The sequence below is a fragment of the Roseovarius spongiae genome (assembly GCF_003651245.1).
GTDB classification, from domain to species: domain Bacteria; phylum Pseudomonadota; class Alphaproteobacteria; order Rhodobacterales; family Rhodobacteraceae; genus Roseovarius; species Roseovarius spongiae.
On record NZ_RAPE01000002.1, the window covers coordinates 424,481 to 436,847 of the forward strand.

At 66.0% G+C, this 12,367-nt stretch carries 14 protein-coding genes; 7 read left to right on the forward strand and 7 right to left on the reverse strand.

The features are described from left to right. Positions 1-103 precede the first annotated feature (103 nt). Entirely contained in the window at positions 104-937 is an 834-nt protein-coding gene (locus tag D6850_RS08790; RefSeq protein ID WP_121165935.1) for a class I SAM-dependent methyltransferase, read from the forward strand. Here the strand turns inward: D6850_RS08790 and cobT are convergent. From cobT to cobS, 3 genes are all read right to left on the reverse strand, one after another. Next, the gene (gene cobT / locus D6850_RS08795; protein ID WP_121165937.1) at positions 921-2,798 is read right to left on the reverse strand and encodes a cobaltochelatase subunit CobT; all 1,878 of its coding nucleotides are present in this window, start codon (positions 2,796-2,798) and stop codon (positions 921-923) included. The two genes, D6850_RS08790 and cobT, sit on opposite strands and share 17 nt — an antisense overlap. 241 nt (positions 2,799-3,039) lie before the next feature. Beyond that, the gene (locus D6850_RS08800) at positions 3,040-3,981 is read right to left on the reverse strand and encodes a hypothetical protein (RefSeq protein ID WP_147438881.1); all 942 of its coding nucleotides are present in this window, start codon (positions 3,979-3,981) and stop codon (positions 3,040-3,042) included. A 540-nt stretch (positions 3,982-4,521) separates the two neighbouring features. Next, entirely contained in the window at positions 4,522-5,520 is a 999-nt protein-coding gene (gene cobS, locus D6850_RS08810) for a cobaltochelatase subunit CobS (RefSeq protein ID WP_121165942.1), read from the reverse strand. Positions 5,521-5,662: 142 nt separating this feature from the next. Between cobS and D6850_RS08815 the strand changes: the two genes are divergently transcribed. The 5 genes from D6850_RS08815 to D6850_RS08835 all read left to right on the forward strand — a co-directional run bounded on the left by D6850_RS08815 (position 5,663) and on the right by D6850_RS08835 (position 8,788). After that, entirely contained in the window at positions 5,663-6,202 is a 540-nt protein-coding gene (locus D6850_RS08815; RefSeq protein ID WP_166434027.1) for a sigma-70 family RNA polymerase sigma factor, read from the forward strand. Continuing rightward, positions 6,199-6,903 (forward strand): anti-sigma factor, encoded by a 705-nt coding sequence (locus D6850_RS08820; RefSeq protein WP_121165944.1) that lies wholly within the window; start codon positions 6,199-6,201, stop codon positions 6,901-6,903. The genes D6850_RS08815 and D6850_RS08820 overlap by 4 nt, the downstream gene beginning before the upstream one ends. A gap of 137 nt (positions 6,904-7,040) precedes the next feature. Continuing rightward, positions 7,041-7,637: a fasciclin domain-containing protein gene (locus D6850_RS08825; protein WP_121165946.1), complete on the forward strand. Its 597-nt coding sequence runs from the start codon at positions 7,041-7,043 to the stop codon at positions 7,635-7,637. A gap of 126 nt (positions 7,638-7,763) precedes the next feature. Continuing rightward, the gene (gene msrB, locus D6850_RS08830; protein ID WP_121165948.1) at positions 7,764-8,246 is read left to right on the forward strand and encodes a peptide-methionine (R)-S-oxide reductase MsrB; all 483 of its coding nucleotides are present in this window, start codon (positions 7,764-7,766) and stop codon (positions 8,244-8,246) included. A 119-nt stretch (positions 8,247-8,365) separates the two neighbouring features. Beyond that, positions 8,366-8,788: an OsmC family protein gene (locus D6850_RS08835; protein ID WP_121165950.1), complete on the forward strand. Its 423-nt coding sequence runs from the start codon at positions 8,366-8,368 to the stop codon at positions 8,786-8,788. A gap of 57 nt (positions 8,789-8,845) precedes the next feature. Here the strand turns inward: D6850_RS08835 and D6850_RS08840 are convergent, their stop codons facing one another. Next, entirely contained in the window at positions 8,846-9,472 is a 627-nt protein-coding gene (locus tag D6850_RS08840) for a J domain-containing protein (protein WP_121165952.1), read from the reverse strand. Between the two features lie 73 nt (positions 9,473-9,545). Between D6850_RS08840 and D6850_RS08845 the strand changes: the two genes are divergently transcribed. Then, positions 9,546-9,803 carry a BolA family protein gene (locus D6850_RS08845; protein WP_121166873.1) on the forward strand — a complete coding sequence of 86 codons (258 nt, stop codon included), beginning with the start codon at positions 9,546-9,548 and terminating at the stop codon, positions 9,801-9,803. Positions 9,804-9,869: 66 nt separating this feature from the next. On the opposite strand, the gene D6850_RS08850 is transcribed toward D6850_RS08845, so the two are convergent. From D6850_RS08850 to gatB, 3 genes are all read right to left on the reverse strand, one after another. Then, on the reverse strand, positions 9,870-10,268 hold the full coding sequence (locus D6850_RS08850; RefSeq protein ID WP_121165954.1) for a DUF4177 domain-containing protein: 399 nt from the start codon (positions 10,266-10,268) through the stop codon (positions 9,870-9,872). Positions 10,269-10,348: 80 nt separating this feature from the next. After that, a complete protein-coding gene (locus D6850_RS08855; protein ID WP_425452374.1) occupies positions 10,349-10,828 on the reverse strand; it encodes a thioesterase family protein in 480 nt (159 codons plus the stop codon). Position 10,829: 1 nt separating this feature from the next. Beyond that, positions 10,830-12,338 (reverse strand): Asp-tRNA(Asn)/Glu-tRNA(Gln) amidotransferase subunit GatB, encoded by a 1,509-nt coding sequence (gene gatB / locus D6850_RS08860; protein WP_121165956.1) that lies wholly within the window; start codon positions 12,336-12,338, stop codon positions 10,830-10,832. Between the last annotated feature and the right edge of the window lie 29 nt (positions 12,339-12,367).

Here is a 12,367-nt window from a genome sequence, read left to right on the forward strand (position 1 = left end):
CTTTCGTCGAATGGATCAATGCTTGTCTGCCGCAGGCACGGCGGAATGACCAGCCCCGGTATCGCACGGCGATGTGCTATAGTGGCCGAAAAAAGGGGGCGCCATGCCCGATTTCGACGCCTTTCACCGGCTGGAGCGCGCGGGCTGGGCCGATCCGGCCACCGCGCGCGACTATGCGACGCGGTTCGCCGAAGCCGCCGATCAATGCGTGCCGGCGCTGGTGTCGGCGGTCGGGGCGGGGCCGGGATGCGAAGCGCTCGACCTCTGTTGCGGGCATGGCAACGTGGCGTGCGGATTGCATGCGGCGGGGGCGCGCGTGACCGGGCTCGATTTCTCGCCCGCGATGCTCGACCTCGCGCGCGACGCCGTCCCCGGCGCGACGTTCATCGAGGGCGACGCGATGGCGGCGCCCTTTGACGACGCGATGTTCGACGCGGTCACGATCGGCTTCGGCGTGCCGCATATTCCGCATCCCGGACGGACATTCGCCGAAGCCGCCCGCGTGCTGCGCCCCGATGGGCGCATCGCCTACAGCGTTTGGCAGGGCGGCGCGGCGGCGTCGGTGTTCACCATCGTCTTCGGCGCCATCGCGGAACATGGCGATCCGTCGGTCGCCCTGCCGCCGGGGCCGGGCGCGCATGACTACGCCGACGAGGGCATCGCGACCGACGCGTTGACGAAGGCCGGGTTCGCGCGGCCCCGGTTCCGCGTGGCGCCCGCCACGTGTCGGGTCGACGCCCCCGACGCGCCGGTCGATTTCTTTCTCGAAGGCACGGTGCGGGGCGGCGCGCTGTTGCGCCCGCAACCAAAGGCGGCGCGCGCTTTGATCCGGCGGGCCGTGGCCGACAGGATCCGCGCGATCTATGGGCCGCATGGGCCGTGGACGGTCGATGCGCCGGCGGTCATCGTCTCGGCGACGCTCAGCCCGCGCGCCTGATCCCCATGACGCGCGCCCGCGCGCGGGGGTCGCTGTCAAACAGCGCGGCAAGCTGTTCGGTCATCGCCCCGGCAAGCTGGTCGACGTCGGTGATCGTCACCGCGCGGTCGTAGTAGCGCGTCACGTCATGGCCGATGCCGATGGCCAGCAATTCGACCGCGCGGCGTTTCTCGACCATCGCGATCACGTCGCGCAGGTGCTTCTCGAGGTAGTTGGCGGGGTTCACGCTCAGCGTGCTGTCATCGACCGGCGCGCCGTCGGAGATCACCATCAGGATCTTGCGCGCCTCGCGGCGCTGCAGCATGCGCCGATGCGCCCATTCGAGCGCCTCGCCGTCGATATTCTCCTTCAGCAGCCCTTCCTTCATCATCAGCCCGAGATTCTGGCGCGTGCGCCGCATCGGGTTGTCGGCGGACTTGTAGACGATGTGGCGCAGGTCGTTGAGCCGCCCGGGAAGCTGCGGACGCCCCTCGGCGAGCCACGCCTCGCGGCTCTGCCCGCCCTTCCACGCGCGGGTGGTGAAGCCCAGGATCTCGACCTTGACGTTGCAGCGCTCCAGCGTGCGCGCCAGCACGTCCGCGCAGATCGCCGCGATCGAGATGGGCCGCCCCCGCATGGAGCCGGAATTGTCCAGCAAGAGCGTCACCACGGTGTCGCGGAACTCGGTCTCCTTCTCGACCTTGAAGGAAAGCGGCGTCGTCGGGTTGGCCACCACCCGCGCCAGCCGCCCGGCGTCGAGGATGCCTTCCTCGCGGTCGAACTCCCAGGACCGGCTCTGCTGCGCCTGAAGGCGGCGTTGCAGCTTGTTGGCGAGGCGGCTCACCGCGCCCTTCAAGGGTTCGAGCTGCTGGTCGAGATAGGCGCGAAGGCGCTCCAGCTCGACCGGTTCGGCGAGATCCTCGGCGTTGATCTCCTCGTCGTGGTCGATGGAATAGACGCGGTAATCGGGATCGGCGTCCGACACGGGCTGCGGCGCCGGCGGTTCGAGCGGCGCCTCGCCATCGGGCAGCTCGGTTTCCTCGCCTGAATCCTCGTCGGCCTGCTCGTCCATGCTGACCTGCGCCTGGCTCGCGTCCTGCTGTTCGTCCTGGGACTGCTCGGGATCGGCGTCGGCCTCGTCGCTTTCGCTCTCGTCCTGCCCGGCGCTGTCGGGATCGTCCTCGTCCTCGGCGTCCTGTTCGACGTCGTCCTCGGACTCGTCGTCCGGCGCGTCCGGGTCGTCGCCGAGCTGGTCGCCATAGCCGAGATCCTCGATCACCTGCCGGGCGAAGCGGGCGAATTTCCCCTGGTCGGCGAGCGTGTCCTGAAGCGTGTCGAGCGTGGCGCCCGCCTCGGCCTCGATGAAGCCGCGCCAGAGCTCCATCACGTTCTGCGCGCCGGCGGGCATGTCGCGCCCGGTGGCGAGGTGGCGGATGAGATATCCGGCGGCGGTGGCCAGCGGCGCATCCGCCGCGTCGGTGATCTGCTCGAACCCCTGGCGCTGCGCCTCGGCGGCGATCTTGTGGTCGATGTTGCTCGCGGTGCCGGGCATGGTGCGCGCGCCGACCGCCTCGCAGCGCGCGGTCTCCATCGCCTCGTAGATGTCGCGCGCCATCTCGCCGGGCGGGACATAGCGCGCGTGCGTCGCGGCGTCGTGATACTTGTGGCGCAGCGCCAGCGCATCCGCCGTGCCGCGCGCGTGCAGCACCTCCTCGCGGCTCATCCGGCGCGAGACCTGCGGCAGCCGCATCGCGTCCCCCGAGACGCCCGAGGGATCCATGGAGTAGGTGACCGACAGCTCGGTGTCGTCGGCCATCACCTTGGTCGCCTCGGCAAGCGCCTTCTTGAACGGATCGGCGGGGTTGTCGCTGGGTTTGCTCATGGCCCTGAAAATGGGGCAGCGGGGCGGGGGAGGCAAGCGGTTAATCGCCCTGTCGGTGCTGTGCTGTCGGCGTCCCGCCGCGCGATCGCCGGCCCTTCGCGGACGGTTCGGCAGCCGCGCGGCAGGCAGGCCGTGTTCCCGCAATCAATCGCGCTTCGGAATCGGCCCCGGCGCGCGGCGGTTGCGATGGCGGCGGCCCGGGAAGGGGCAGCCGCCACTTGCCGACCTTCGCCGCGGCGCTTCAGCGGACGCGCACCGTTTTGCGCCGCAACCCCCAGCCCAGCAGCCCCAACGCGCCGAGGAACAGCAAGCCGCTCGCAGGCAGCGGCACCGGAGCCATCGCCTGCGGCGCAGCGTTCGGACCTTGGGTCAGGAACACGCCGGAGGCCGAACTGATCGTCACCCCATCGGCGAGCCCGAGGCTCGCCAGGCTGCTGAACGTGATGTCCACGTCAAGCGGGTTGTCGCCCGCAAGGAGCGAGGTCGACAGTCCGGCGAACAAGTCAAAGCTCTGGTTGTCCGAAAGGACCGGCAGCGTAACCGAAAGCGTTTCAAACAGTGAGTCCGATATCGGAACAGCGAACTCCGCCCCATGATAGCCAAAGTTGGATTTATCGCTGCCGAGGCTTCGATCCGTGCCGAAAAACGGAAAGGCGAGACTTGTCCAGTTTGCCGACGTGGCGCCCTGGGACGGATCGAAAACTGCAAAGCGGGTCAGTCCCGTCATCAATGCCGGGGTCTTGCCAAGCACATCCACGACCGCATTGATCGCCGCTTCAACATGAAAGTTGAAAGTCACGTTCGTTCCCGCGCCGCCAATGATCGTCACCCGGTCGCCGAACTCGGAACTCAGCCCGCGGATGGCGTCCTCGCCCTCGGAATGAAGATGCCCCTCCAGCAATCCCTTGGCGAGATCGGCGCCCGTCTTCATCGAGGTCGCGCCCTCGTCATGGCGGGTACTCTTGCTTGTCGGCCCATCCGCCTCCTGGCCGCCGAGCAGGGCGAAGGGGTTGTTGGACGTGATGCGGTCCTCGACGTAATAGCCCGCGGCGCTGGCTGGCGCTGCAAGGCCGATGATCCCGGCGATGGCGATAACGAATTTCCGGTCGACTCTGGACATGATGCTTTTCCTCTTATCTCCACAGGACGAAACGGCTGCGAATGGCGGCCAGACGCGCTCCAAGGCGGTAAGGCTCTCATTTCAGCCGCCCCCGGCGCCTGTTTGATCGGCGCCTGACCAGTTGGATGTGGAAGATCGGATAAGGTTCCCGCGCGGAGCGTGAAATTCCGCCGCGCTAACGGATTGGCGGCAATGCGCCGGGTGTGACAAAACCGGACGGAGGCCCCGCCGTCACCTTGATCGCCTCGGCGGGCGGCTCCTGAACGGATCGGCGGGGTCGCCGCTGGGTTTGTTCTTTAATATCGTCCCGCGTCGGACTCGTAATCTGTTTCTAACTCGTCGAAGACACGAATACACAAGTCATTGAGTTCTGCCCCTACTGGTCTCCTATCAGAAACCTCAAAAGCGAGAATTTCGGAGTGGATGGTGCCTAATTCACTAACATCTAGCTCCGAGAGCCGCCGATCGAACATCGACTGGCACTCTTGGGCACTTACGGTCATTTCTTTATAGGAAGGGCTCCTCCCCTTCTCGACGTAAACTCCCAGCTTGTAACTGCAAACTGCTAAGATGAATGCGAACATCCAGGCAATGTGATCAAAGTCATCCAACACTCACCCCCATGCTCACGCTCGCGGCGCTCTCCGGCAGTTCCTCGTCGAAACAGCGCTGGTAGAATTCGGCCACGGTCTGACGCTCCAATTCGTCGCACTTGTTCAGGAAGGTCAGCCGGAAGGCGTAGCCCACGTCGCGGAAGATGGTGGCGTTCTGCGCCCAGGCGATCACCGTGCGGGGGCTCATCACCGTGCTGAGCTCGCCGTTCATGAAGGCGGTCCGGGTGAGATCCGCGACCGTCACCATCTGGGAAATCGTCTTGCGCCCCTTCTCCGTGTTGAAGACGGGGTTCTTGGACAGCACGATGTTCACCTCCGCGTCATGGCGCAGATAGTTCAGCGTCGCCACCAGGCTCCAGCGGTCCATCTGGCCCTGGTTGATCTGCTGCGTGCCGTGATAAAGTCCGGTCGTGTCCCCCAGCCCGACGGTGTTGGACGTCGCGAACAGGCGGAAACAGGGGTTGGGCGTGATGACCTCGTTCTGGTCGAGCAGCGTCAGCTTGCCGTCGGCCTCGAGCACGCGCTGAATGACGAACATCACGTCGGCGCGGCCCGCGTCGTATTCATCGAACACGATCGCCGTGGGGTTGCGCAGCGCCCAGGGCAGGATGCCTTCGTGGAATTCGGTCACCTGCACGCCGTCGCGCAGCTTGATCGCGTCCTTGCCGATCAGGTCGATCCGGCTGATATGGCTGTCGAGGTTGACGCGCACGCAGGGCCAGTTCAGCCGGCTGGCCACCTGTTCGATATGGGTCGATTTGCCGGTGCCGTGATACCCTTGGATCATGACGCGCCGGTTATGCGCGAACCCCGCGAGGATCGCCAGCGTCGTGTCGGGGTCGAATTTGTAGGTGCTGTCGAGATCCGGCACCCGCTCGGTGCGCTCGGCAAAGCCCTTGACGTTCATGTCGGTGTCGATGCCGAACACCTCGCGCACCGAGATTTCCTCGGTCGGTTTCGCGTTCATGTCAATGCTGCCATCGGCCATGTCGGGCTCCTCGCCGGTCGTTTGCTTTCGCGCTCTGGTGCAACATATCGCGTCCGGGGGCAAGGGAAAGGCAAAGATTCGCTGGCCATCCGGCGCGCCTGCTCTACACTTGCTGAATTCCCGTTTCCGCAAGGGCCGAAACTTGTCGCAGCCATTGATCGAAGAGCATATCGCCAGGACAGCCACCGGCGACCGCGAGGCGTTCGGCAGGCTCTATTCGCTGACCTCGGCGAAACTCTTTGGCGTGGCCTTGCGTGTCTTGAACGACCGCGCCGAGGCGGAAGAAGTGCTTCAGGAGGTGTTCGTCAAGGTCTGGCGCAACGCCGACCGCTACCGCGCCAACGGGCTGAGCCCGATGACATGGCTCATCACCATTGCGCGCAACGCCGCCATCGACCGGCTGCGCAGGCGCCGCGAAGGGCAGGCGGAGCTTGACGCCGCCGAGGTCGTGCCCGATCCCGCCCCCGGCCCCGAGGCGCACGCGGTCGCGGGCTCCGAGCGCGAGCGGCTCGCCGGCTGCTTCGGCGAGCTCGAGCGCGACAAGGCCGAGGCCGTGCGCCGCGCCTATCTGGGGGGTGAGACATATGCCGAACTGGCGGCGGCGATGGACGTGCCGCTCAACACGATGCGAACCTGGCTGCGCCGCAGCCTGCTGAAACTGAGGGAGTGCCTGGACCGATGACCGACGGGCCGCAACCGGACAGGGACGAGGACCGCGTCCTCGCGGGGGAATACGCCCTCGGGTTGCTCACGCCCGAGGAGGCCGCCGCGTTCGAGGAACGCATGGCGCAGGACCCCGAATTGCGCGCGCTCTACGCCGCCTGGGCCGAGGATTTCGCGGCGCTGACGGACGATTTCCCCGAAATCGCCCCGCCGGCAAGGGCGCGCGCGCGGATCATGCAGCAGTTGTTCGACAAACCCGAGCAACGTTCCGTCGCCCAGCGGCTGGGCCTTGGCTGGATCAGCGGCGGCCTGGCCGCGGCGGCGGTCGCCGCCGTCATCGCACTCAACGCCGGGCTGTTCGACGTCGGGCCGCGCGCCCCTCTGGAGCCGGAATACGTGGCGCAGATCGCGGCCGAAGACGGCACGCTGATCGTTCAGGCGGCCTATGACGCTGAGCGCGGCGCGCTCTATGTGGACCGTCCCGTCGGCGCACCTGCGCCGGGCCGCTCGCTGGAGTTGTGGCTGATCGCGGGCGAGGAACCGGCAATCTCTCTTGGCGTGCTGCCCGACGCACAAAAGGGCAACATGATCGTCCCCACCGAATTGCGTCCGAAGCTTGCCGGCGGCGTGCTGGCGATCTCGGACGAACCCGAGGGCGGCTCGCCAACCGGCGTCGCCACCGGCGCGGTGCTGGCCGTCGGAAACGTCACTCCGGTCTGATCCGCCCCGCGCCGGATCCCCGGAATGCGTCGCTCTGGAAAAAAATCACGATGCCCTGAAACTCTTTCATCCGGGTCTTCGTGTCTCCTGTCACCAACCGGGCAACACCGCCCGATAATGAACAGGAGAGACAAGAAATGACCTATGCACGTATTCTGGGCGCGACCGCCGCGATCTGCCTTGGCGCAACCGCGGCCGTGGCCGGCACCAACACCAGCACGGAAACCGGCACGCAGATGATCGCGACCAGCAACCCGATGGTCGGCGGCGCGGCGATGTTCGCCGACAAGAACATCGTCGAGAACGCGGTGAACTCGGCCGATCACACCACGCTCGTCGCCGCGGTGAAGGCCGCGGGCCTCGTCAGCACGCTTCAGGGCGAGGGGCCGTTCACCGTCTTCGCCCCCACGAACGCGGCCTTCGCCGCGCTGCCCGAAGGCACGGTGGAAACGCTGCTGAAGCCGGAAAACAAGGAGATGCTGACCAAGGTGCTGACCTGCCACGTGGTGGGCGCAGACGCGATGTCGGGCGACATCATGGGCATGATCGACGACGATGGCGGCAGCCACATGGTTCCGACGCTCGGCGGCTGCATGCTCAAGGCGACTTACGGTGACGGCACGATCACGCTCGAGGATGAGCGCGGGCAGATGATCCACGTGACGATCGCGGACGTGAAACAGTCTAACGGCGTGATCCACGTGGTCGACGGCGTGATCCTGCCGGCCGAGTGATAGAACCACGACTGGTTGGTAACGAGTAACATTGTTCAAGCGAACGTGCAGGCCCGTGTCTTGTGGTGCGGGCCTGCACAGGTCACAATTTCAGGCGACCGACAGCCCTTTGAAAGGAGCAGAAGGATGCAGAGACGATATTTCATCACCGCCACCGCCGCGCTCGCCGCAGGATCGCTGACCGCGCTGAGCCGCGCCGCGACCGGCGCCGCCGGGGGCGATTTCGAGGTGACCCGCACCGAGGCCGAATGGCGCGCCATGCTGAGCGACGCGCAATACGACGTGATGCGTGAGGAAGGAACCGAGCGCGCCGGGAGCTCGCCGCTCGACAAGAATTACGAGGACGGCACATACCATTGCCGTGGTTGCGATCTGCCGCTCTATTCCTCCGAAACGAAGTTCGACAGCGGCACCGGCTGGCCCAGCTTTTACCAGTCGCTGCCCGGCGCCATCGGCACCAAGGACGACCGCAAGTTCCTGTTCGTGCGCACCGAATGCCACTGCGCCCGCTGCGGCAGCCATCTCGGCCACATCTTCGACGACGGCCCGGCCCCCACCGGCAAACGGCACTGCCTGAACGGCGTCAGCCTGGTTTTCCGGGCCGCCTAGCGCGCCGCCAGGTCGCGCGCGGTCGGGAACTTTCACAGCTTTCGGACGTTATGGGGCCGCCGGTGTCCGCGATGCGGACCCCGGCGGTTTCACACTCAGCGCAACGAAAGGTTTAGGCCATGAAACGCAACGCATCCGCAGTCTGGCAAGGCGATCTCAAGAGTGGCAAGGGCGTCGTCAGCACGCAGAGCGGCGCGCTCAAGGACAGCCCCTACGGGTTCAACACGCGGTTCGAGGACGCGCCCGGCACCAATCCCGAGGAGCTTGTCGGCGCGGCGCATGCGGGTTGCTACGCGATGGCCATGTCGCTGGCGCTGGGCGAGAAGGGAGTGACCGCCGACCGGATCGACGTCAAGGCGACGGTGACGCTGGACGAGGTCGATGACGGGTTCGCGGTGACCAAGGTGCATCTCGACGTGAGCGCGTCGATCCCCGGAATCTCCGAGCCGGATTTCCAGGAGGTCGCCGAGACGACCAAGACGTCCTGCCCGATCTCCAAGCTGCTGAGCGCCGACATCACGATGGACGCCAAGCTGGCCTGACAGGGGCGTTATGTCTAGACATAATGTCGCCAGACGGCCCCCCGACGGGGGCCGTTCTCATTTGAAGTTCCGGCTCTGCTTGATCTGGTCCCAGGCCCACACGACCTGTTGCAGCTGTTCCTCCTGGCTTCGGTCCCCGCCGTTGATGTCAGGGTGCAGCACCTTGATCAGCGACTTGTAGGCCTTGCGGATTTCGGCCTTGGTCCAGGTGTCCCCGGCTTCGAGAATCTCGATCGCCTGGCGTTCCGTGGGGGGCAGGCGACGTCCGCCGCCCGACTTGGCCTTGCCCGGGTTGCGCGTGGCGTTCTCGCCCAGCACCTGGTGCGGATCCTCGATGCCGAGCCGCGCCCAGGCGCGCGTCTCGGGATCGTTGAAGGGGCGGGTGCCGCGTTCCCAGACCTTGTCCTTGGACATCTGAGCGTTCATCTCGGCCTCGGTGGTGCCGTCGAAGAAATTCCACTTGAGGTTGTATTCCCGCACGTGCTGCTGGCAGAACCAGTAGTAATCGTCGAGCACGTCGGGCGCCTTGGGCGCGCGGTACTTGCCCGGCTCCTTGCAGCCCTCGTGTTCGCAGAGCCGGGTCGAGGTCTCGGACGCGCCGGACATGCCGCGCCGGCCGCGGGGGTTCTTCTTCTTGGCCGAGGACACGGACATGTCGAAGCCGAAGGGATCTGATTTGGACATGAGGCACCTCTTTGCGAGTCGGAGCGGAGAGTTTAGGCTAAAACCACACGAATTGAAGGGGCGGATCGGCAAAATGAACAGATCGGCAGATATCCGCAGCGCTCTCGAGGCTGCATTCGACGTACAGCACGTTGAAGTCATTGACGAAAGCGAAGCGCATCGCGGACATGCGGGCTATCAGGAGGGCGGGCAGTCGCATTTCCGCGTGCGGCTCCGCGCCCCCGAACTGAACGCGATGACGCGGATCGCGCGCCACCGCGCGGTGCACGCCGCCATCGGGCCCAGGCTCATGGGCGAGATACACGCGCTGGCGATCGAGATCGAGGAGTGACGTGGACGGCGAACTTCCTCACAGGTAGGAAATCGCCGTGGCTTTTCAAGGGGAAGCCCCGGGGCGTCAGTCGGGCTTGGGCGGCGTTTCGTCGGGGTCGGCGTCGGGCGGATCGGCCGGCGCGCCGCCGGGGTGCTGCGGCGTGATCGGCGCGGCGCGTTCCGGGGTCGGCTGTGTCGCTTTCGTCTCGGCGGCCGCCTGCGCATCGGCGATCACCTCGTCGGCCGCGTCGGTGACGGGGCGGCGGAATACCATCACCGTGCGATAGACCGTCTGGCTCGAGGTGAGCCCCTGCCGCTCGTCGCTGGGCAGCAGGTCCGTGCGCATGAATTCCCAGCCCTCGGCGGCCTGCGCGTTCAGCAGCGTCTCGACCGCGTTGGCGTGCCGCGCTTCCGGGGTCTTCTTGCCCGGCGCCTTGAGGCCCTTGGTGGGTGCGCTCAGCACGCGGTATTCGTAGCGGATCATGGCGGCGGTCCCTTGGATCGGTATGCAGGTGTCGGGAATCTAACGGCCCGCGCGCTTGGGTGAAAGCCGCAAAACGCGGCTCAGCGACGCTGCCGGACGCCGATGGGGCGCCCGATCCCCTCGGGGCGGGGCAGGCGGTCGTGCTCGGCCTGCATTTTCGTCATGTTCTCCATCACGTCCCCGGGCATCGGCGCGACGCGCGGACCGGTCATGTCCACATGCAGCGTCAGCCCCTCGGCTGTCGCGGCGAGCCAGCCGTCCTCGTGCCGCAACTCCTGGTAGCTGTGAAAGCGCTTCGCGTCGAAGTCGAGCAGCCGGAAGGACGCGCGCACCCGGTCGCCCAGGTGCAATTCGCGCAAGTAGCGGACATGAAATTCGGCCACGTAGGTGGTCATACGCCGCTCGCGCGCGTAGTCCGCGCCAAAGCCGAGACGCGGATAGGCATGGTCCGCGCCCCGGTCGAACAGGACGTTGTAATAGGCCATGTTGAGATGACCGTTGAAGTCGATCCAGCCGGGCTCGATCTCCATCAGGCCCGAAACCTCCGGCGCGGCGGTCACGTCAGAGGCCCAGCTTCGCGCCGACGATCTGGTTCACCGCCTTGGGGTTGGCCTTGCCGCCGGTGGCCTTCATCACCTGTCCGACGAACCAGCCGGCGAGCTTGGGGTTCTGCTTGGCCTTCTCGACCTGCGCGGGATTGTCGGCGATGATCTTGTCGACGGCTTCCTCGATTGCGCCGGTGTCGGTCACCTGTTTCAACCCGCGCTCGGTCACGATCTTGCCGGGCGCGTCGCCGGTTTCGATATGGATTTCAAGCACGTCCTTGGCGATCTTCGTGCTGATTTCGTCGGCGGCGACCATCGCGAGGATGGCGGCGTTGACCTCGGGCGCGGCGATGTCCTGCGGCGCGAGTTCGGCCTTGTTGGCGCGGCCCAGCACTTCGTTGATGACCCAGTTGGCGGTCTTCTTGCCGTCGCCGCCGCCCACTGAGGCCTCGAAATAGGCGGCCAGGTCGCGGTCGGCGGTGAGCACGGAGGCGTCGTATTCGGTGACGCCGTAATCCGTGACAAAACGCGCCTTCTTGGCGTCCGGCAGTTCGGGCAGGGACGCGGCGATGCCGTCGACCCAGTCCTGTTCGATCTCGAGCGGCAGGAGATCGGGGTCGGGGAAGTAGCGGTAATCATGCGCCTCTTCCTTGGAGCGCATCGAACGGGTCTCGCTCCGGTCGGGGTCATATAGGCGCGTTTCCTGCACGACCTCGCCGCCGGACTCCAACAGCGCGATCTGGCGTCTTGCTTCGTAATCAATGGCTTGCTGGATGAACCTCATGGAGTTCATGTTCTTGATCTCGCAGCGCGTGCCCAGATGCGAGAAATCCTGGCTTTCCTGGTAGCGTTCGTAATCGCCGGGGCGGCAGACGCTCACGTTCACGTCGGCGCGCAGGTTGCCGTTCTGCATGTTGCCGTCGCAGGTGCCAAGGTAGCGCAGGATCTGGCGCAGCTTGGTCACATAGGCCGCCGCCTCCTCGGGGCCGCGGATGTCGGGGCGGCTGACGATCTCCATCAGGCAGACGCCGGTGCGGTTGAGATCGACGAAGGACATGGCCGGGTCCATGTCGTGGATCGACTTGCCGGCGTCCTGCTCCATGTGGATACGCTCGATCCGCACGCGCCGGGCGACGCCGGGCTCCATGTCGACGAGGATCTCGCCCTCGCCCACCAGGGGCTCGTATAGCTGGCTGATCTGGTAGCCCTGCGGCAGGTCGGGATAGAAGTAGTTCTTTCGGTCGAATGCGGATTTGAGGTTGATTCGCGCCTTGAGGCCAAGCCCCGTGCGCACCGCCTGTTCGACGCAGAATTCGTTGATCACGGGCAGCATCCCGGGCATGGCGGCGTCGATGAAGGCGACGTTCGAATTGGGCTCGGCGCCAAATTCGGTCGAGGCGCCCGAGAACAGCTTGGCCTTCGAGGCGACCTGGGCGTGGACCTCCATGCCGATCACCAGTTCCCAATCGTGTTTCGCGCCTGCGATCACGCGGGGTTTCGGGGTCTCGTAGGTCAGATCGAGCATAATTTGCTTCCCTTGTCGTCGCCTCGCCG

Bases quoted from the DNA above. Each gene is read 5' to 3' on its own strand.
- D6850_RS08790 (WP_121165935.1), top strand. From the start codon at position 104: ATGCCCGATTTCGACGCCTTTCACCGGCTGGAGCGCGCGGGCTGGGCC.
- cobT (WP_121165937.1), bottom strand. From the start codon at position 2,798: ATGAGCAAACCCAGCGACAACCCCGCCGATCCGTTCAAGAAGGCGCTT.
- cobS (WP_121165942.1), bottom strand. From the start codon at position 5,520: ATGGCCGATGGCAGCATTGACATGAACGCGAAACCGACCGAGGAAATC.
- D6850_RS08820 (WP_121165944.1), top strand. From the start codon at position 6,199: ATGACCGACGGGCCGCAACCGGACAGGGACGAGGACCGCGTCCTCGCG.
- D6850_RS08825 (WP_121165946.1), top strand. From the start codon at position 7,041: ATGACCTATGCACGTATTCTGGGCGCGACCGCCGCGATCTGCCTTGGC.
- msrB (WP_121165948.1), top strand. From the start codon at position 7,764: ATGCAGAGACGATATTTCATCACCGCCACCGCCGCGCTCGCCGCAGGA.
- D6850_RS08835 (WP_121165950.1), top strand. From the start codon at position 8,366: ATGAAACGCAACGCATCCGCAGTCTGGCAAGGCGATCTCAAGAGTGGC.
- D6850_RS08840 (WP_121165952.1), bottom strand. From the start codon at position 9,472: ATGTCCAAATCAGATCCCTTCGGCTTCGACATGTCCGTGTCCTCGGCC.
- D6850_RS08845 (WP_121166873.1), top strand. From the start codon at position 9,546: ATGAACAGATCGGCAGATATCCGCAGCGCTCTCGAGGCTGCATTCGAC.
- D6850_RS08850 (WP_121165954.1), bottom strand. From the start codon at position 10,268: ATGATCCGCTACGAATACCGCGTGCTGAGCGCACCCACCAAGGGCCTC.
- gatB (WP_121165956.1), bottom strand. From the start codon at position 12,338: ATGCTCGATCTGACCTACGAGACCCCGAAACCCCGCGTGATCGCAGGC.